The sequence below is a fragment of the Geomicrobium sp. JSM 1781026 genome (genome assembly GCF_041949955.1).
GTDB lineage: Bacteria > Bacillota > Bacilli > Bacillales > Marinococcaceae > Geomicrobium_A.
Genome location: NZ_JBHFQF010000003.1, coordinates 299,964 through 319,431, shown reverse-complemented (window position 1 = coordinate 319,431; position 19,468 = coordinate 299,964). Strand labels below are relative to the sequence as shown.

General features: G+C 45.1%; 21 protein-coding genes and 2 pseudogenes. 21 read left to right on the top strand and 2 right to left on the bottom strand.

The window, feature by feature from the left end:
• The first annotated feature begins 17 nt into the window (after window positions 1-17).
• The 7 genes and pseudogenes from ACE1TF_RS06895 (at window position 18) to ACE1TF_RS06865 (ending at window position 4,494) form a co-directional block, all read left to right on the top strand.
• Window positions 18-1,121: a response regulator aspartate phosphatase gene (locus tag ACE1TF_RS06895; RefSeq protein ID WP_042397048.1), complete on the top strand. Its 1,104-nt coding sequence runs from the start codon at window positions 18-20 to the stop codon at window positions 1,119-1,121.
• Window positions 1,121-1,255, top strand: a complete 135-nt coding sequence (locus tag ACE1TF_RS06890; protein WP_255343751.1) for a hypothetical protein — start codon at window positions 1,121-1,123, stop codon at window positions 1,253-1,255. Before ACE1TF_RS06895 ends, ACE1TF_RS06890 begins: the two co-directional genes overlap by 1 nt.
• An 876-nt stretch (window positions 1,256-2,131) precedes the next feature.
• A complete protein-coding gene (locus ACE1TF_RS06885) occupies window positions 2,132-2,512 on the top strand; it encodes a DUF4440 domain-containing protein (RefSeq protein WP_375015442.1) in 381 nt (126 codons plus the stop codon).
• On the top strand, window positions 2,509-2,997 hold the full coding sequence (locus ACE1TF_RS06880; protein ID WP_375015440.1) for a GNAT family N-acetyltransferase: 489 nt from the start codon (window positions 2,509-2,511) through the stop codon (window positions 2,995-2,997). Before ACE1TF_RS06885 ends, ACE1TF_RS06880 begins: the two co-directional genes overlap by 4 nt.
• A gap of 12 nt (window positions 2,998-3,009) precedes the next feature.
• Window positions 3,010-3,369: pseudogene (locus tag ACE1TF_RS06875) on the top strand (GNAT family N-acetyltransferase); the annotation flags it as partial.
• A 14-nt stretch (window positions 3,370-3,383) separates the two neighbouring features.
• Window positions 3,384-4,076 carry a Type 1 glutamine amidotransferase-like domain-containing protein gene (locus tag ACE1TF_RS06870; RefSeq protein ID WP_375015438.1) on the top strand — a complete coding sequence of 231 codons (693 nt, stop codon included), beginning with the start codon at window positions 3,384-3,386 and terminating at the stop codon, window positions 4,074-4,076.
• 7 nt (window positions 4,077-4,083) lie between these two features.
• Window positions 4,084-4,494 carry a GNAT family N-acetyltransferase gene (locus tag ACE1TF_RS06865; RefSeq protein WP_375015436.1) on the top strand — a complete coding sequence of 137 codons (411 nt, stop codon included), beginning with the start codon at window positions 4,084-4,086 and terminating at the stop codon, window positions 4,492-4,494.
• 86 nt (window positions 4,495-4,580) lie between these two features.
• On the opposite strand, the pseudogene ACE1TF_RS06860 reads toward ACE1TF_RS06865, so the two are convergent.
• Window positions 4,581-5,500 (bottom strand): annotated as a pseudogene (locus ACE1TF_RS06860) (macrolide 2'-phosphotransferase).
• Window positions 5,501-5,605: 105 nt separating this feature from the next.
• On the opposite strand from ACE1TF_RS06860, the gene ACE1TF_RS06855 reads away from it, so the two are divergent.
• The 14 genes from ACE1TF_RS06855 to ACE1TF_RS06790 all read left to right on the top strand — a co-directional run bounded on the left by ACE1TF_RS06855 (window position 5,606) and on the right by ACE1TF_RS06790 (window position 18,728).
• The gene (locus ACE1TF_RS06855) at window positions 5,606-6,436 is read left to right on the top strand and encodes an SDR family NAD(P)-dependent oxidoreductase (protein WP_375015434.1); all 831 of its coding nucleotides are present in this window, start codon (window positions 5,606-5,608) and stop codon (window positions 6,434-6,436) included.
• Entirely contained in the window at window positions 6,423-7,934 is a 1,512-nt protein-coding gene (locus ACE1TF_RS06850; RefSeq protein ID WP_052363419.1) for a class I adenylate-forming enzyme family protein, read from the top strand. Before ACE1TF_RS06855 ends, ACE1TF_RS06850 begins: the two co-directional genes overlap by 14 nt.
• Window positions 7,935-8,025: 91 nt before the next feature.
• Window positions 8,026-9,036 carry a YncE family protein gene (locus ACE1TF_RS06845; protein WP_375015431.1) on the top strand — a complete coding sequence of 337 codons (1,011 nt, stop codon included), beginning with the start codon at window positions 8,026-8,028 and terminating at the stop codon, window positions 9,034-9,036.
• A gap of 148 nt (window positions 9,037-9,184) precedes the next feature.
• Window positions 9,185-10,708: an AraC family transcriptional regulator gene (locus ACE1TF_RS06840; RefSeq protein ID WP_042397065.1), complete on the top strand. Its 1,524-nt coding sequence runs from the start codon at window positions 9,185-9,187 to the stop codon at window positions 10,706-10,708.
• Window positions 10,709-10,811: 103 nt separating this feature from the next.
• Window positions 10,812-11,786 (top strand): ABC transporter substrate-binding protein, encoded by a 975-nt coding sequence (locus tag ACE1TF_RS06835; protein ID WP_375015429.1) that lies wholly within the window; start codon window positions 10,812-10,814, stop codon window positions 11,784-11,786.
• A gap of 59 nt (window positions 11,787-11,845) precedes the next feature.
• Window positions 11,846-12,805, top strand: coding sequence for a FecCD family ABC transporter permease (locus tag ACE1TF_RS06830; protein ID WP_375015427.1), 960 nt, complete (start codon window positions 11,846-11,848; stop codon window positions 12,803-12,805).
• Window positions 12,802-13,842, top strand: coding sequence for a FecCD family ABC transporter permease (locus tag ACE1TF_RS06825; RefSeq protein WP_375015425.1), 1,041 nt, complete (start codon window positions 12,802-12,804; stop codon window positions 13,840-13,842). Before ACE1TF_RS06830 ends, ACE1TF_RS06825 begins: the two co-directional genes overlap by 4 nt.
• A gap of 12 nt (window positions 13,843-13,854) precedes the next feature.
• A complete protein-coding gene (locus tag ACE1TF_RS06820; RefSeq protein ID WP_375015423.1) occupies window positions 13,855-14,667 on the top strand; it encodes an ABC transporter ATP-binding protein in 813 nt (270 codons plus the stop codon).
• A gap of 20 nt (window positions 14,668-14,687) precedes the next feature.
• Window positions 14,688-15,410, top strand: a complete 723-nt coding sequence (locus ACE1TF_RS06815; RefSeq protein ID WP_042397073.1) for an IucA/IucC family C-terminal-domain containing protein — start codon at window positions 14,688-14,690, stop codon at window positions 15,408-15,410.
• A gap of 144 nt (window positions 15,411-15,554) precedes the next feature.
• Complete coding sequence (locus tag ACE1TF_RS06810; protein WP_152548890.1) at window positions 15,555-15,695, top strand: lmo0937 family membrane protein; 141 nt, start codon at window positions 15,555-15,557, stop codon at window positions 15,693-15,695.
• Window positions 15,696-15,755: 60 nt separating this feature from the next.
• Window positions 15,756-16,697 carry a hypothetical protein gene (locus ACE1TF_RS06805; RefSeq protein WP_375015420.1) on the top strand — a complete coding sequence of 314 codons (942 nt, stop codon included), beginning with the start codon at window positions 15,756-15,758 and terminating at the stop codon, window positions 16,695-16,697.
• 332 nt (window positions 16,698-17,029) lie between these two features.
• Window positions 17,030-17,521: a GyrI-like domain-containing protein gene (locus ACE1TF_RS06800; protein WP_042397078.1), complete on the top strand. Its 492-nt coding sequence runs from the start codon at window positions 17,030-17,032 to the stop codon at window positions 17,519-17,521.
• Complete coding sequence (locus tag ACE1TF_RS06795) at window positions 17,518-18,033, top strand: ribonuclease FAU-1 family protein (RefSeq protein ID WP_375015418.1); 516 nt, start codon at window positions 17,518-17,520, stop codon at window positions 18,031-18,033. The genes ACE1TF_RS06800 and ACE1TF_RS06795 overlap by 4 nt, the downstream gene beginning before the upstream one ends.
• Window positions 18,034-18,431: 398 nt before the next feature.
• A complete protein-coding gene (locus ACE1TF_RS06790) occupies window positions 18,432-18,728 on the top strand; it encodes an NUDIX domain-containing protein (protein WP_375015678.1) in 297 nt (98 codons plus the stop codon).
• Window positions 18,729-18,735: 7 nt separating this feature from the next.
• On the opposite strand, the gene ACE1TF_RS06785 is transcribed toward ACE1TF_RS06790, so the two are convergent.
• Complete coding sequence (locus ACE1TF_RS06785; protein WP_042397082.1) at window positions 18,736-19,461, bottom strand: sulfite exporter TauE/SafE family protein; 726 nt, start codon at window positions 19,459-19,461, stop codon at window positions 18,736-18,738.
• Window positions 19,462-19,468: the final 7 nt, after the last annotated feature.

Below are 19,468 nucleotides of genomic sequence, written 5' to 3'. Positions count from 1 at the left end.
GTGGTGGTGATGCCGGTATGAATAACCCTTTTGAAACTGAAGTATTGACCCAAATTGGCGAGTGGTTTATAAACTTATCCCATTATGAGCTTAAAGAAGCAAGGAAAACGAAAAGCCAAGTCGATCAGTATATGTGTTTAGGCACTGTCTCAAAAAAAGTACGATGTTATTATGATCTAGTAAACTTTAAGCACCAAATTCTTAACGAAGAAATCAGTTTTCGGCCTGATCTGCAACGATCCATTGAGATGAAGCAAGATGTGTTGGAACTGACAGACAAAACGCTTACCTATTTATATTATTTCATGCAAGCGATCGTAGCTTCCAACACAGAAGATTATTTCGAAGCGTTGCAGTCGCTAAGAAAAGCAGAAAATTATATGAAACATGTAAACGCCTACGAACGAGCAGAGTTCTTTTTTCGAAAAGCCTTTGTCTATTATCGATTAGACCAGAACATATCGGCGTTGCACAATGTCGATCGATCGTACGAACTGATAAAGGTGTCAGGTTGTCATGATAAATTAAAAGCGAACCTGAACATTTTAAAGTCTGGGATTTATTCAGAAGCGGGTGACCATGCGAGCGCTAACGCTTATGCGGAACAAGGCATCCTTCATGCGAATCACGAACCACTAACAAAGGCAATGGCGATTCGAAGCAAGGCGAACAATGAATTTCGCTTTAAGAATTTTGAGAAAGCAGCTGAGCTGTATGAATGGTCATTACGTACAGGTGATCAACGGATGCGGACGGTCGGCGTAAAGACGTCGTTCAACTTGGCATACGCGTTGTTGAAGCTAGGGAAGTATGAAAAAGGAAAACAACTGTTAGATGAAGTAGAGAAATCGCTTATCGATCAACCCGAAGGACTGCTAGAGTACGTATCCCGTAGCCTGATTGCGAGAGAACTATATGTGTCGGATAAACCAAGTCATCAGGCTATTGAAAAAGCGCTCAAACTGCTACAGCGAAAAAACTTGCGATTTGAACTCAAAGAAGTGACGAAAGAGCTGTCTGATTATTACATTCACCATAAAGATTACGTCACCGCACACCACTATTTGTCATGGTCATTTGAAACGAACGTAAACGAAATCAATATTGGAGGGAAAGTATAATGAAAAATGTAAAAAGAGTTGCTACAATTGCTGTTCTTGTCGCCATGGTCATCGGATTCGGTTCTGTTCAAACAAACGACGCTCATACACTCGCTCTAGATGTGCAACCACAAGATAAAAACGAAGTCACATGACAGAGCGAAGTGTTGATGCGATGCATTTACACCTCACCCCCTAACACATTGTGAATGCATTACAGTTGGCCCCTCACCGCTTATGGTGAGGGGTTTTTAAGTTAGGGGCTTGATCCAAAAAACCAAACCATTCTCATTGCAAGTGCCAACTGCATGTCTTCACGTACGGGGTTAAAGAGAACAAAAATAATGGAACGCCGCCGGTAATGGAAATGTCTAGAAGGTTGGTGATCTATATAGAATGAACGTAACATTTTCTTAATTTGCACTGTTGGGTGTTGGGTTGGAGGGGAGCGATGTGCTGGATGTCATTTTGCGCGCGAATTTCCCCCATCTGCGCGCAAGTTTGCGCTTTTGACCGATTTTACCAAACTCATGCGCAGATTCCAGGCTGAAGTGCCAACGACACGTCGGCCCCTGTGGGGCCGAAGCGAAACCGCACTCGGTTCGGCGCGGCTCGCGCCGACAGGATAATTATATTTGGAAGATTTTAGGGTTTCGGCGATCTAGATCATGGCCTTTTCGAGGAAGTGCACGTATTCGACAAAGGAGTGCACGCTTTCGACAAGGAAGTGCACACAATCGACACCGGGGCGCACACTTTGACAGAGGAGTGCACGTAATCGACAGGGAAGTGCACATAATTGACACCAGAGTGCACGTATTCGACAAAAATGTGCACACTTTCGACAGAGAAGTGCACGTTTCCGACACCGGAGCGCTCACTTCCGACAAAGCAACAACGCACGATGGAGCGCACCCTGTCCTTTATCATGTTGCAAAGTTCCAGCATCCGAATAGACAGTTACTACTTCTTTGTATCGTTTTTCTGTAATTGGTGGATGAGGTATAATAACGACAAGAGGGGGAAAGCAGATGGAAGAGGTTTGGCAAGCGGTAGAGGCGTTTCGTAAAGATATGAATAGTGGTGATGTTGAACGGATCAATGCTTGGGTTTCGGAAGCTTTTGTTGGGTATTTCGGGTATTACGATGATGTGGCTTATCGCATTTACAACGGTGAGGAATATCGGGAAGATAATATTCAGACCTTTCAATCATATGAAGGGAAACGTGTCGAATTTCGGTATACTGATATGAAAAGTAGCCTAAGAAAGCCGGATGAGCTGATTTTAACTGCAACGATTGATTTTCATTTAGATCGTCAGTTGTTAACGACAGTGCTTGCTGTCGAAGTGTTCAAAAAGGAGCAAGCAGGTTGGATGTTGTACCGTCAACACATGGAGCACTTTGCGTGAACGATTCATACAAAGTTGAGCGTTTAACTGAAACCGATGTGAAAGCGATTCACGCGTTTATCTGTGATTTTGATTGGGACTATAGTGAAAATGACGTGCGGCAAATTCTCACTACGGGTCATGTGTTTGGGTGTAAGGACGATAAGGGTGTTCTGTTAGGGTGTGCAGCACTCATTACATATGAAAAAGAAAACATTGCGACGCTCGGTCTTGTGATGGTCGACCCGACGGAGCGAGGGAGAGGCCTGGGACGACAGTTAACTGTCGCTTGTGTGGACGCTGTGCCAGAAAGTGCGTCTACGATATTGATTGCGACAGGGCAAGGGCAACCGCTTTATGAAAAATTAGGATTTGTTCCGGTATCTGAAGTGTCGAGCTACGTATGCCAGGACGTTGGTGTGTGGGGGCGTGTTGACGAACGCAATCATCCGAATATTCGTGCGTATGATTCCGATGACTTCGAAGCGGTAGTCCGTGTTGACTAACGAGCCTTTGGGGACTCACGACATGAATTTCTAAAGAGAAGGATCGCTGCAGCAAAGCGGGCGTTCGTGTGGATCGAAGATGACAAAGTTGTAGGGTATACACTGTCGGTAAGTGCGAGAAAAAATGTCATGATTGGACCGATTGTTTGCCAAAACGTGCGCCAAGTGACACATATGATTTGTTCCCTCGTTCATGGAGAAACGGGTTCTTTTCGAATGGATACACCGCATTTTGAACCTGAACTTGATTACTGGCTACACAACAATCATTTCAAATTGTACGCCACTGCGCAAATGATGGTGAGAAATGGTCTAAGTAATAAAGAAGAACCGAGCACGCGTTACGCCATTGCGGCGCAAATTTTTGGATAAAGAAGGTTTTGAACATGAAGCAAATTATTGCTCTTGGCGGTGGGGGATTCTCTATGGAGCCTGACAATCCGTTGCTCGATGAGTACATCTTGAACCAGTCGGATAAAGAGAGGCCGAAAATTTGTCTCGTTCCGACGGCAAGTGGGGACTCAGAAGGTTATGTTGCCCGGTTTTATGCTGCCTTTGAACGTTTACACTGTGAGCCGTCGCATTTGTCGTTGTTTCGACCGCCGAAGAGAGACTTAAGAGCGTGGATTTTAGACAAAGACATTGTCTATGTCGGAGGTGGAAATACGAAAAACTTACTTGCTTTATGGAGAGAATGGGGCGTTGACAAGATTTTATATGAAGCATGGCAACAAGGAATTGTAATGGCAGGCCTTAGTGCCGGGTCAATCTGCTGGTTTGAACAAGGCGTGACCGATTCTTATGGGGATGGATTAGAGGTTATTGAAGGGCTTGGTTGGTTAGCGGGTAGTCATTGCCCCCATTACGATGGGGAAGAGAAGCGTCGGCCGAGTTATCAGAAGTTCATCAACGACCATCAGCTCATCGCCGGTGTCGCCGCTGATGACGGCGTTGCCCTGCATTATACAGACACTACACTAGCAAAAGTTGTTTCTTCTCGACCCGATGCATCCGCTTATCACGTGTCCTTAAATGCAGAGAAAAGCATAACACCAATTTTTTTAGGAGAGAAAGGATGAGTGAACAATGAAAAATAAATATGAAGTGAGCTACGCTGCACCACGTCCAGAACAATACAACGAGTTGCGTCTTGATGGGGGATTGAGCGGAAAGTCAATTGAAGCGGCAGAAATTGGGCTGGAGAATTCACAGTTTGTCGTCTGTCTGTATGATCACGAGGCGTTTATCGGAATGGGCAGGGTGATCGGTGACGGGGCGACGTTTTTCCAAGTTGTCGACATTGTTGTGAAGCCGACTCATCAAGGACAAGGGCTAGCAAAAGTGATCATGTCGGAGATTACGAATTATCTTGATGCTCATACATATCCAGGCTCGTATGTGAGTTTAATTGCAGACGGGCGGGCGAGTGACTTGTATGAGCAGTACGGGTTTCAATTTACGGCTCCCCGGTCTCAAGGAATGTACCGAAAATATTAAGGGGCGAAGCGATCGACACGAAACAAGTGTAAAATGGCCTGTTTCGCGTCGATTTGTGATACATGTGTATGCACGCGAGTCTCATATTATGACTCGTTTCCGTGGTTTTCATATGGGTTTACTTGAAGTAACTGGACGGCCATCTCGTGCATGTCCTTACTCTCAGAGGCGAGGGCGTATTCAGCGACGACGATCGCTTCTGCTTGATGCAATTGGCGAATGTGCTCGTCCATCTGCGTCCAAGTTTTGCCACCAGCGTTATCGTAAGCAGCCAGTACGTCTTGAAGCGCGGTGTTACCAAAGAGTTTATAATGCCCAACGAAGTCAATGCTCACATCACCGACACCGGTTTCTGTCCAATCGATCATTCCTGTCACTTGTTTATCCGAGTTAATAAGAAGGTGACCTGGATGAAGATCCCCGTGTTTCACGCCTGTATGTTCAGGCCAAATCGCATCATTGGCGAGCCAAGCTTGCCAATACTCCCACCGTCCAGGATGAATGGAGAAATGTTCTTTCACCGTCATCATTCTTTCTTTCATTGAGCACCTCAGTTGTCCGGTTTCAACAATGGCTACGCCAGTGTTATTTAGTGATCCTGTCGGTACGGCGTGTAATGCTGCGAGTGATCTTCCTAATGAGTCGGTAAAGCGGGAGGGATTTGTAAGGTATCGATCTGCCAAACATACGCTTGTTTTTCCATATCAATGGTGCCTGCAGGGGTGCCGCTTAACTGCTCGTAAGCAATGAGTTCATCTGAGAATATTGACCAAACTGGAACTTGAAACGGAACATGTTCTGAAATAACGTCCAACGCCATTTTCTCTTGCTCGGCGTGTCGCATCGATTCAATTTTTCTCGGTATTCTTAGAATCCAACGGCGCCCATGATTGTCATTGGCATGGGCGACCAGAAAATCGACACCGGATTGATTAAGTGTGATTGTTGACGAGTCAATGTCTAGCCCCTTGTTTTTTGCTAACGTATAAATCTCGTTTTTGTCCATCGCTAACCCCTCATTTTTATAGACGTTCTTATTTGTTTAAAATATCCAAAAGCCGTTTTCTTATTATACAATGGGAATATTGGATGGGGAGGAGGTACTATGCGGTTGATCGAACGATTATTATATCCGCGACTCGAGCTAAATGAACAGAAACTTGATGACGAGGTGACGGGAAAAACCATTGTCATTACAGGGGCGAGTTCGGGAATTGGAGAACAACTCGTCAAGGTTCTCGCCAAATCAGATTGCCACCTCATTCTTGCGGCAAGAAGACTAGAACGGTTAGCGTCGCTCCAACAATCATTGCATAAAGAACGAGCACACATTGACGTATACGGTATCGACCTTCGCGAGGAGGTGTCACGGGAGCGGTTTGTTGATTTTGCTCGTGACGTTTCTCCACAAATTGACGTGTTGGTGCACTGTGCGGGGCACTCCATTCGGCGACCAGTTCGAGAATCCGCGTCCCGCATGCACGACTTTACGAGGACGATGGTGATCAACTACTTTGCGCCGGTTCATCTGACGCTATCATTTCTGCCTGAACTTGAGGAGAGTGGGGGGCACGTGATTAGTATGTCTACCATCAATGCATGCTTGCCTCCGATGCCTCATTTCTCTGCTTATCAGGCGTCAAAATCAGCGTTTGATGCTTGGCTTAGAAGTGCAGCTGAAGAATTGGAACGTGTAGGCGTTGTTGTGACAACGATGTATTTGCCACTCGTTCGCACCCCGATGATTGAACCGACAAAAGCGTACGGTAAAGCACCGGCGATGAGTGTCGACCAAGTCGCTGTCCGGGTTGGACGGGCAATCTACAAGCGCCAGACGTCTGTGCGCCCGTGGTGGTTATCCCCACTGCAGTACATAACGCTTCATCGCAGGAATTTACGAGATTACTCAGCGGGACGGAGGGGAAACGATGCAGATCGTTAAATTGTTAAATGTACTCCGTCACCTCGGGATGCTATCGCCAATAACGATCGTTCATTTAGTCATCGCCATGTTTCGTTCAGGATCGAATCTCATGACACTTTTAGAGATCGCCGCAGCAAAGTATAAACACCATGAGGCGATGACCGATGACGAGCGGACGATCACGTACAATCAACTGCTCAACCTTTCGAGAAGGAAGTTACGAGCATTAGCCGAAAGTGTGCGGGATAATGACCGGGTGGCGTTTATGTGTGCCAATCATATCGATTTTGTGGCAACGGTGTTTGCAGTGTCCAGGCTAGGTGCCGACGTCTATTTATTACCCTCTCGTTTAAGGGAGCCGGAGTTACAAGATTTGTATGACGAACAAAGCTTTACCCTTATTATCCATGACAATACTGCGGAGCCAAATACGGAGGGCATTGCGGTTTGGAATTGTGAGCAACAGCTGAATGAAACCGCACCAGGTCGGCCTTCAGTCGGCCGCAAATCAAGTGGACGGTTAGTGTTATTTACAGGTGGGACGACGGGGACGCCGAAGTCAGCTGCTCATTCGCCGTCGCTTTTTCGCTTTCTCGATCCGTTTCTTGATTTCATATCCAAGCTAGAAATTATGAATAGAGAACGGGCATACGTTGCCACACCACTTTATCATGGGTACGGCATTGCTGTGTTGTTCCTGTTTCTAATCACAGGTAAAACGCTTTATTTTACGAAGCGATTTGACGCAACAACAGCTGGGAAGCTCATTTCCGATCACCGAGTGGATGTGATGACAGTCGTCCCGATGATCGTTCAGCGTTTACTTGATACGTGTCCCCCAGAGCAGTTAACAACGCTCCGTTGCATGGCTTCTGGTGGGGCAAGACTAGACGATTCACTCGTTAGAAGAACAGAAAAAACGCTCGGTATGGTTCTCTACAATTTATATGGAACGTCAGAAACGGGGCTAAACTTCATTGCTACGCCGAGGGATTTACAGGAGTCACCGGGTACAATCGGTCGACCAATCCGCGGTATGCGTGCTGTTGTCATGGATGGTGATAAGCAGCAACCAGTGGGAAGTACGGGTGAGATCCATATTGTAAACACATGGTCTAGTCAATCGTCGAGTAGTGGCACGGGAGATGTCGGTTGGTTTGACGAACACGGTCGCTTTTATCTTTTAGGGCGAAAGGATGACCTCGTCATTGTTGGTGGTGTGAACGTGTATCCCATTGAGTTGGAACAGGTATTATTGCAACATGAGGCGGTAAAGGCTGCAGCTGTCATTGGGGCTTCAGATGATGAGTATGGAGAGCGCCTCATCGGATTTGTGGAACTCGGTGCCCACGCAAATAACACGGTAGATGACGTGCACACGTTTTTGGAAGAACGATTACAAACATCGAAGCGCCCAAGGCAGCTCATTTCAATGGACGCGCTTCCGTACACAAACGTCGGTAAAATCGATAAAAAAACGTTGGATTCCCAATACAAAAGCTCCTGGTTTTCATAAAAAACCGGGAGCTTTTTGTAGGGTTGTGACCTACACGGGCGATCAGCGTTTCGACATATTATATAAGAGTTTGAATGTAAGGAGGAATAGGATGAAAGATGGTCGGCGCTGGATTGTCCTTTACAACAATGTAATTAATGGTCTGTCTCGTCCCACTTCCCCGCTGTTACCAACCACTCCAACTGTTCCCACAGGCTTAAATAAAGTGTATACGCTTATGCCAACCACAGGAAATACTTCAGTATTTGCAGGGCATACAGAAACACGTGTTGGAACGTTACCCGCGACCTTTTTATCACGTGCAATTGCCGTAGATCCGGTTCGAAACGTTGTGTACGTCGCCCCAGGAGAAGCGCCCAATATGATCTCTGTATATAGTGCTGAGACGGAAAAGGTGATCAAGCACATCACGGTTAAATCGCTTTTCCCAAGTCCTGAGGCAATTGCCCTTAACCTCAAGACAAACCGTGTCTATATTGGAACGTTAACGGGACAACTGTTTGTCATTAACGGTCACACGTTTACACAAGAGAAGCTCATCGGGAAAGGGCAGTTCCCGTGTCGATTAACAGCATTAGCAGTCAATGCAAAATCGAATGTCGTGTATGTCGTTAGCGGAGGGGGGCTCTCTAATGAGCTGAATATCGTAAACGGTTCGACGAATGAAGTGCTAGGCCCTTTTACTGAAGGACTCGCCAATCCGAGTGACGTGTTGGTCGATGAAAGGACGAATCTTGTGTACGTGTCAAATTATGACGGGGGAACGGTCTCGATCTATGATGGCGATTCTTTGGAGTTTCTAGATGAAATACTCGTTGGAGGCAGCCCGAAACAAATGGAATTGGACCCTGTGGGGAATGCAGTGTATGTAACTAATGGTGATGGATACATTACCGTTTTAGACGTAGTGACGAATACAATTGCAAACACGGTGACGACAAGACGTACACTCGTAAGTGTTGCACTCAATCCGTATACGAGACGCGCGTATCTGGCCTACAAAAACCGTAAATTTGTTGATGTAATGGACATGGATCAACAACAAGTCATTCGTGTGATGCCCCTGGAAGCCCATTCACTGAGGATCATCACTCTGCCTTAACGTTTTGCCTGTGGCTGGTCGCATGTGCCGAAGTGCTACCAGCCCAGGTGGATGCGTCGTTCTCCACGAAGATGAGCATTTGAGGTCGGAATTTGTTCATGGTATTATGTTGATAATGATTTTCATTTTCAATGGGAAGGAGAATCTTATGAGCAAAACGACTTTTCTACAGATGGTAAACTCATATACATTTCATTTTGTAACGGCCATCCATTTGAAAAATGGACAAGTCAGTAACGAGGATGGTTTTTACATAACGATCGACCGAGATACGTGTAGCGTAACGACTGTAGATCAATTAGGCAGTCGCTCTGCTCATTATGTATTGGTTTGTGAAGCGTATGATAAAGATAAACATAATGCATCGATGTCAAAGGTTCCATTGGAAAAAATTAGCCTGACATTTCAAAAGAATGAGCAGTTTGTCCATAAGGTTCAGCAATTGATTGCATTGGCTCATATGAAAGAAGTTCATGGATACAGACCCACATACACTTTTTATGAAATTTTATATATTATTTATGGAGAAATAAATGATGGCAATGATGACACATTGTCAAAACGGCTCGAAGTGGTTAAACAATACATTGACCAATATTTCTCAACCTCCATGACGCGAACACAACTTGCGCAAAAAGCCGGTCTAAACCGAGACTATTTTTCGAGAGTATTCAAAGAACGTTATGCACAGAGTCCGATTTCATATTTAAATCATGTTCGTCTCACACATGCGAAACAGCTCTTAGTACAAAACCGAGCAACGATTCGGGAAGTGGCCCTTAAAGTTGGTTATAACGATGAATTCTATTTCAGTCGACAGTTTAAACAACAAACAGGATACTCTCCAAATCATTATATGAAAACGAGGAATAGAACAACGAAAGTAGCCTCGCTTCATCATCTCGTTACCGGTCACCTTTTAGCGTTGGACTGTTTTCCATATGCGGCAATCATGAACGAATCTTATCCGATTTCACTCAAAGAAGCCGGTGTACTAGATATCGGTCGGGAGCGAGCGGATGTGAATAAGATTTTGGATGCTCAACCTGATGTGATTATACAAAAGGCTTCAATTTTGCAAGAGAGCGGCAACCGGCTTGATGTAATGAACAACATTGCTCCGGTTGTTAACTTACCGTATACATCGACGTGGAGAGAGCACTTTCAACAAGTGGCTGATATCGTTCATCGGCAAGAGCATGCAAAGCAATGGTTAAAGCAATATGACGAGAAGGCAAAAACCATTCGAGATCGCATCAAACTTCAAATCGGAGAGGGTACTGTCGTCGTTATTGGGGTCGGTGAACAAGGCTACTGCATCTATGGGATGAGAAATATGGGAGCCGTGCTCTACGATGACCTTCATATTCAAGCACCGAAAGAAGTCGAAAGAATTGCCCACTTACGGCCAATAGGGTTAGAAGATTTGCTACGAATGGATGCGGATTATATCATTCTTACGTTGTATCGAAGCCATGACCGATTACCTGATCAGAATGCGATCGAAAGACAATTGCATACACTCAAGGAAACCAAGCAATGGCAATTGTTGAAGGCTGTTCAAAACAATCGCATATTCGCGCTTTATGATACGAAGCATTTATACACGAGTTATAATGCCTATTCTCATAACCTCTTTCTCAACAAGTTGGTCGAGTTTTTCGTCACTTAAATCAGAATAATGCAGGGTTAAGTCACTTTCGTCTATGTTTCTCTCGTTCGTATAGTCATATAATCAGTAATGAGAATCATTATCAACGAAAGTGGAGGAAACTATGAAAAAAACATCATATATAATTTTCGGTGGGACCATACTTCTTGCAGGGTGTGGGGATGATGAGGGCACTTCTACAGTGAGTACAGATGCAGAAAGTATGTCTGCGTATGAAGTAGAACATCATCTTGGCGTTGCAGAGTTTGAGGAAACACCAGAGAATGTCGTTACCTTATTTCAAGGTGCGAACGATACAGCGGTTGCACTTGGATATGAACCTGTAGGCATTGTCGAATCTTGGTTAGAGCAGCCTGTATACGAATACTTACGAGATGACTTGAGCGAGAGTACGATTGTTGGTGATGAGATTCAACCAAACTTAGAAGAAATTGCGGCGCTTGAACCTGATGTAATTATCGCAACCCAATCCCGCCATGAAGAGGTATACGAGCAACTCTCAGATATTGCTCCTACAGTTGTGCTAGAAGAGTTGAATGACTTTAAGGCGACGTTAGAAATTATGGGAGAGACGCTCGGGGAAGAAGATCAAGCAAAACAGTTGTTGGATCATTGGGATGAACGTATTGAAGACTTTCAATCGCAAATGGAATCGACGCAAGACGAGTGGCCGATGACACGCTCTGTAATTAACTTTAGGTCAGATTCGTTGCGATTGTTTGTTGAGGGGTTTCCGGGAAGTGTATTAAGCGATGCGGGGTTTGAAATGCCTGACAATCAGCAACAGGCGTATGAAACCGATGAAACATTTATTGAGCTTACGAACACGGAAAGCATACCGGAGCTTGAAAGCGACATGTTCTTTGTCTATATGCAAAGCAACCAAGAAGCAGACGAGTTAGATGAAGCTTGGCAGTTATGGACAGACCATCCACTTTGGGGTGAACTCGAGGCCGTGGATCAAGATCAAGTAGAGATGGTCGATGAAGTGATTTGGAGCATGGGTGCAGGTTTTATAGCTGCAAACGAAATGCTTGATGACCTATATGAAATCTTTGAACTTGAAGACGGAGAATAAGGGAAGGCATGCGTGAGTTGCTACGAACGTCGAAGGCGAAAATACTAGGACTTTTCGTCTTGATCGTTTTTTTCATTCTTTCCGTGTATGCAAGCATTCAAGTCGGTCAGCAATATGTTGCTCCTGGAGCGATACTTGAAGCTGTTCGTAGCTTCGACGCTACCAATGCGGATCACGTCATTTTGTACCACCGGCTTTCTCGAGCAGCATCCGCTATTTTTATAGGGGTGAGTCTTGCGGTTGCTGGCGCACTTCTCCAAGCGTTAACACGGAATCCTTTGGCCTCTCCTGGAGTGTTTGGCATTAATGCCGGTGCTTTATTCTTTGTTGTGGCTGCCATTTCGTTTTTCTCCATTCAAGCGTTGCCGGCACTTCTTTGGTTTGCCTTTGCGGGTGCCCTCGCTGCAGCCATTATGGTTTATATTCTTGGAACCGTCGGTAGCCCAGATGTATCACCAGTTCGCATCGTACTTGCAGGGACAGCGATCACGGCATTATTCGTTTCATTAACCCAAGGGTTGCTCGTCACCAATGAAGCGAACCTTGATCGCGTTCTTCTTTGGATGGCAGGAACGGTTTCCAATCGATCAATTGACATGCTTCTTCCAATTATGCCGATTACTTTTATTGCCATTATACTCGCATTTTTAATCGCCAAGCCGATGGACTTGTTGCATACCGGAGATGATATTGCACGAGGGCTTGGACAACGAGTATGGGTTGTGAAGCTGATGATTATTGGGGTTGCTGTGTTACTCGCTGGTGGTGCTGTAGCTGTTGGAGGCATGATTGGTTTTATAGGATTAATCGTCCCGCATATCGCTCGTTTCCTAGTAGGTCATCGGCACAAGTGGTTGCTCGTCTACTGCATGGTAATTGGCGCAATTCTTATGCTTTGTGCAGATGTTATTGGGAGAGTAGCCATTCAGCCTAGAGAAATTCCGATTGGTGTCGTTACGGCGTTGCTCGGCACACCGTTCTTTATCTATATTGCGAGAAAAGGATTTAAGCAGTCATGAAAAAGGTCGTTAATATACGTTCATCGTCAGGCGCACTCTCTCTACAACTCCAATTGAAGCCGTGGCTCATGATGCTGTTGTTGTTTTGCTCGATGATTGTCCTGATGACTATTGGGTTAATGCTCGGTAGCACTTGGATATCCCCGATTACGATTTTTCAATATGTACTAGGAATGGATGTAGGATCGGCAACGTTCATTATAGAAAGTTTGCGTTTGCCTCGAATGCTCGTTGCCTTGTTTGCCGGAGCGGCTTTAGGAGTGTCCGGCTTAATATTGCAAGAAATGGTAAGAAATCCGCTCGCATCACCTGACATTATTGGGATTACAGGCGGAGGTGCACTTGCGGCTGTGTTCTTTATCACAACGTTAGGCGGTATCGTGTCTCTTAGTTGGTTACCGCTGGCCGCTATGGTTGGTTCTGCAGTCGTTTCACTGTTCATTTACTTGCTCGCATGGAAAGACGGCATTTCTCCCATTCGTCTTATTTTAATCGGGATTGGAATTAATGCACTATTGAGTGCATTAACGACACTCATGATTGTATTCAGTCCATTGAACACGAGTAGTCAGGCATACGTATGGATGACAGGCAGTGTGTACGGGGCTTCGTGGACCGATGTCGGGCATATGTTTCCTTGGGTTATCGTCTGCATTCCACTCGCTTTGCTTTTGACCCGAGCGATGCACGTCCACCAGCTCGGTGAAGAGGTGGCGACAAGTCTCGGCGCACGAATGCAAGTGCAACGGTTCGTGATGATTAGTATAAGTGTATTGTTGGCAGGTGTTGCCGTCGCATTTGCAGGTGGCATTAGCTTCGTTGGACTGATGGCACCCCATATTGCAAGGTTGTTGTTTGGCAAGTCCTTTGCCGTTCTTGTGCCCGCGGCTGCATTGATTGGAGGAATGATGGTCTTTAGTGCAGATGTAATTGGTAGAACGGCCTTTTTGCCTCTGGATGTACCGGTGGGTGTATTTGTATCAGCGATTGGTGCACCTTTCTTCTTGTACTTGCTCTATCGGAACCGTCATCAATAATGAGGTGAGAACATGATTCAAACAGAATCTCTGACACTCGGATATCGAGACAACGTGATTATTAATCACTTAAATATCGAAATTCCAAAGGGTAAGATCACAATATTTGTGGGCGCAAATGGGTGTGGTAAATCGACACTATTACGTTCGTTAGCTAGACTTTTAAAACCGATGGCAGGAACCGTTCGATTAGCGGAAGATGAACTTCAGCAATTGTCGACGAAAACAATTGCCAAGAAATTGGCCGTTCTACCGCAAAGCGCAAGTAGCCCGGAGGGAATTACCGTGCAACAGCTTGTGAAACAAGGTCGTTATCCTCACCAGAGCTTATTGCAGCAATGGTCTGTTGAAGATGAGCAGGTCGTCAACGAGGCGATGGCCTCAACAGGTGTCAAACACCTTGCAGATCGGACGATTGCATCGCTCTCAGGTGGACAGCGGCAACGAGCGTGGATCGCGATGACTCTCGCACAACGGACGGAGATTCTCCTCCTTGATGAACCGACGACTTTCCTCGATGTTGCCCATCAGATAGAGATTCTTGATCTTTGCCACACGCTAAATGAAATGGAAGGGAAAACGGTCGTCATCGTGTTGCATGACTTGAATCTGGCAGCGAGATACGCTGATCATATGATCGCACTTAAAGATCAAACCGTTTATGCAGAAGGTAAGCCAGAACAAGTTGTGACGCCAGAGATGATGAGAGCGGTATTTTCCCTGGAGTGTGAGGTGATTCCTGATCCAGTTACGGGTACGCCGATGACAATTCCGTACGGGAAAAAGGCGATTAGACGTAATGATGTACGTACACTTGCACGCTGAATTCGAAAGGGTGAGACAAAATGAGTCATACCGTAACCATAGATAACCTGTCTTCATTCGGAATTGAACGATCCACCCAATCGACGGTTGGCTTTCGTATGGACGAAATGCTCGATCCTCAACGTTGTCGTGATTTTCTAACAGAGTATATGGAGAGGATTGAAGCACCGAACATCAAAGTTGCCGCCTCACTCTTTATTAAATATTATGCTCGTGTTTCCGTCGGCTCGTTGCTGTATAGCTTAGGTAACTACCATTGTGCACTTGCGATGCCTCTGAAAGGGTGTGTGTTTAATGGCGACCGAAAAAAGCTGTGTGTCCATGAAAACGAATGTGTATGGCGGATGTGTCATTCAGAGAACCGAGAAGCATGGAGACGAACCGTTTTACAGCAATTTTTTACAGAGCATTTTACCCCTCTCATTCAAGCGTTAACGAAAGTCCGGATCTCTTCAAGGATCCTTTGGGAAAATACAGCGATTCGTATTCATTCAGTGTATAGGAAGTTGTTACAACTTCCTTTGACAGTAGAGGAGAAAATTCTGATTCAATCTGACTTTACTTTTCTAAAAGAAGCAGAAGGATCGCTCTTTGGGCTCGCACATAACCCAATGTCCCCTTACTTACGAGAAGAAGCGATTTACGGAACGTCGTGTACGCGCAAGACGTGCTGCTTATTTCATCGCATCGAAAATAAAAAAGAAGATTTAGAACGGTGTGTAATTTGTCCGTTAGAACGGTAAAGGAAGGCTTTTCAATCAGTTCGTAGTAATAGTATGACTCATTCAATAGACCCAATTATTAATGGTTGGAACAGTTATCGGTTTAACTCCCCTGTAATACGGGCATCTATTCATATGCCTCAAAATAACGGGAGGGAATCTACCATGTTATGGACGATTTTTATCGTTATACTTGTACTTTGGCTACTTGGTTTCATTAGTGGCTTTGGTGAAGGTCTCATACATTTACTACTGATCGTTGCACTCGTTGTGCTTATATTCCAAATGATTACCGGTCGAAGGTAGCGAAGAAGAAGGGAGACCTTCTTCTTTATTTGTTTACGAACAACCTTAGGGAGGAACAACATGAGAAGATGGGGTGCACTAGTTTTAGGTGTTGTTTTGTTAACCGCTTGTGGAAATGATGTAGAGGAAATAGCATCTGACAATGATGGGGATCTTGATGAATCGACGGAACCGAGCGTGGAGCAAGAAGCGATTGAGGAAGAAGAGAATCCAAACGAAGAAAACGATGAGTTTGAAGAGAATGGAGAAGATACAGATCTAGCAGTAAAAGAACTTGTAGGAGAAGAGTATGCGTCTGCCACGACGAAAGAGGATCAGTATGTGCAGGCTGGAACATTTACTGGTGGAGAAATGACAGATGGTAGAGTCGTAGGGAACATCGATCAAGGAACTCATGATGAGTATGAACGGCTTGTATTTGATATATATGAAGGGGTATATGACGAGATCGAAGATCCCGTAGACATCCCAAATGATTTTGAAGTAACGAAAGAAACGTACCCTTCACGACTCGTGTACACGTTAAGTGGCATTCGTGGTCAGCCAGCAGATGTGCCTGATTTATCGAACATGAACTTATTTTCTCAGATGGAGACCGTACCTTATTTTGATGATGCTTCGATTCAATATGCAGTGTACGTTCAAGAAGCAATTGAATTTGAAATATTTGAAATGCACAATCCAGCGAAGATCGTCACCGATGTGCGCCAGATGGAAACAGAAGAAGAATACACGACCGTTTACTCACCCCGAACCGCTTCCATACCTGAAGGTGAGACCGTCGAGGACATTCAAAGAGCGGAAACAGACTTTCAGGAGATGGGTGGAGAACAAGTGAGAATTTTGCACGCTGAAGACAGCAGTGTGTTTGTTGAAGAAGGGTACTATGTGACGTTTGAGGAAGCTGAAGAACGTAAGAACGAACTTGAAGACGACGGGTTCGACATGGGATTACACATTGAAGAACGTGGCGTATATGACATGCCGGAAGCAATTCAGTAGGGTGAACACAATTATAGGTAGCGTTTGAATGATCGGGGCGGGGCTGTAAGGCGCCGCATTTTTCTACGCTGAGGGAGTCATCCACTATGGTAAGATTTTCTCGAATTTGCTAGCGTTTTCGGCTGAGATTCGTACCATTGGTCATTCTATGGTAATTTTTCTCGTTCCTGTGGTAGGATTTTTAGTAAAACGTCTCGTAAAACAAGGGAAATCTTACCTTAGAATCATCTACGGTAAGATTTTATCCCTAAACCGTGCCCCGGCAAATGACCCAAGGATAAAGTTGAGATCTAGAACTACACTCATTATAATGAATAGTAAAATAATTAGAGGTGAGATCTATTTTTTACGTTCAAACGTTACCTGACTATCGGGTTATTGGTCTTAAACTGGACGTCTCGTTCACAAGCATTGAAGAAATTCCCATGCTCATCGAGCAGTCCATACAAAGAAAGAAGGAGCTTGTGGATATTAAAGAGCCGCACGTCAGATACGGGCTCTCTTACCATACGCGGCCGGACGGATTCGTATACTACTCAGCGTTTCATGTGAGTGAAGAACAAGAGGTGCCTCCAGGATTTGTAGAGCTCGTTATTCCAGAAATGACGTATCTCGTAACCGCCCATGAAGGTGGGTCCATTGAAGCCACGTATATGCAGGTGAACGAATGGCTTGAATCTAGTAAGTATGTGCCGTATACGAGCAATGATCAATCGTATTATGATGCGTTGCCGATCAAGCATGAGAAGTATGAAACAGATGCCGATCGGTTTGAAATTCGCATTCCCATCATCAATAAGAATTACAAGAAGGTGCTTCGATGATTGAGAGGAAAGAGCGGTACGATGGTGTGATTGAAGAGTACATGTGTGTGCCGCTTTTCGTGCGACCTGAACGAGAAGCAGTATTGTACCATCACATCGAGAAGCCTTTTCGTATACAGTCGAATCAGTTCACACTTACCGTTCCTAAAGGTGGGTGTACGTGTGCTTTTTATTGGACCGACCGTCCGTACAACGTATATGTATTTCGAGATACAAGAAACCGTCTTATTGGCACCTACATCAACATTGTCGGTCAAACTGAAATTACTGAATCCTATGTCTTGTATGAAGATCGCATTATTGATGTTGCGGTTTGTCCGGCTGGCAGGTTGGCTGTGCTTGATGAGGAGGAGCTTCCTGTAGCAATGAATGTTTTCGAGGGCGGGCGTGTCGAGCATGCGCTAAATCGTGTATTAACCGAACTGCCCACACTTGTTCCTGCTGTTATTCGAACATCTGAACAGATGCTAAAAAATATGGTAAAGGGGGAAGACAATCGACAGGGGAAATGAAAAAAGCTGTTGAGGCTGCGACTCCTGATAAATCGTTATTCGCATCACTCGGGGATATCGGTTCAAGTAGCGGGAGAAGAGGGGGCGTACGGGTTTGAGGCAATGCCACTCGAACAAGCCTCTTTGTGAATGACGGCATTTCTTACGAAGAAGCACTACAGCTATTTGCAGACTTTTATTATGAGCAGAGTAATTGGCCGATGGAAAAATGCTGAATGGAACAAAGCCCTAGAAAGGATTGAAAGCATCGTGAATGTGCCGATCAACAGTTCAGGAATCGCAGCTGTGCTGCTAAAGAACAACCACGTATTGCTATTAAAAAGAAACGACGCACCCCTTCAAGGCGCGTGGTGCTACATTGGTGGAGGTAAAGAGGAAGGGAAGCGGCTCTTCGTGAAATTGAAGAGGAAACGGGGGTTACAGACGTTTCTCTGTACACGTCCAATACATTTGATCAGTTCTATTCACCGGACCGAAATCAAATTTATCTCGCCCCGGTGTTTGTCGGGCTTGTGAAAGACTCAACACCGATTGTCTTAAATGATGAACATAGCCAATACCGGTGGATAACGATTGAAGCGGCAAAAGAGCAGGCGACGATGCCGGGCAATGATCAGGTGCTCGAGTTTATTGAAAAGCATTTTGTCCAACAGGCCCCTCGAGAACAACTGCATATTGTTACGAGGAGCGAATGAGGCTTCATCAAATCATCGTGACAATGCTTTCAATGAGTAAGTATAGGCCGGTTCCGCCGAGTATGACGTATAAGATTCGTTTGAACGTTTTTTGATCAAGCCAATCAAACAGTTTCTGTCCGGCAAAGATGCCGATCAGTACAACTGGAATGGAATAGAGGATCGTTTCCCAAACGATACGGTTCGTTCCTAAGAGTGACATGTGGGCAATGAGGCTAAACGTATTGATGAAAAGCGAAAACGCAATCGTTGTTGACCGGACCCGATTCTTCTCAGCGTCACCGCCAGTGAAATAAAGCAACATCGGAGGGCCCGACATTCCGATGCTCGTCGTAAACAATCCAGAAAATCCGCCAACGATATAATCTCTATTCTTCGTGGGACGAATGGATACACGCGTGATGAGTAAGACGGTGAGCAACAATAACACGACACTAATGCCGAGTTTAAACAGGTCAATGTTCACGGTGACAAATAAGAGGAAACCAAGCGGCGCGCCGAGTACGCTACTGATTATAATTCGTTTTAACAAAGGCGCATGCAACGACCCGCGAATCTTGCCGATAAGGAATAGAGAAATGAAGATCGTTAAGATGATATTAATTTGAATCGCTTCTTGTGGGGGGAAGATGAGCAGAAGTAGAGGCATAGCCATGATGGAAAACCCAAACCCTGTGCTCGTTTGCAACACCGACGCCACAAAGATTAAACAGATAAAAAAGAGGAGCGTCATTGAAAAG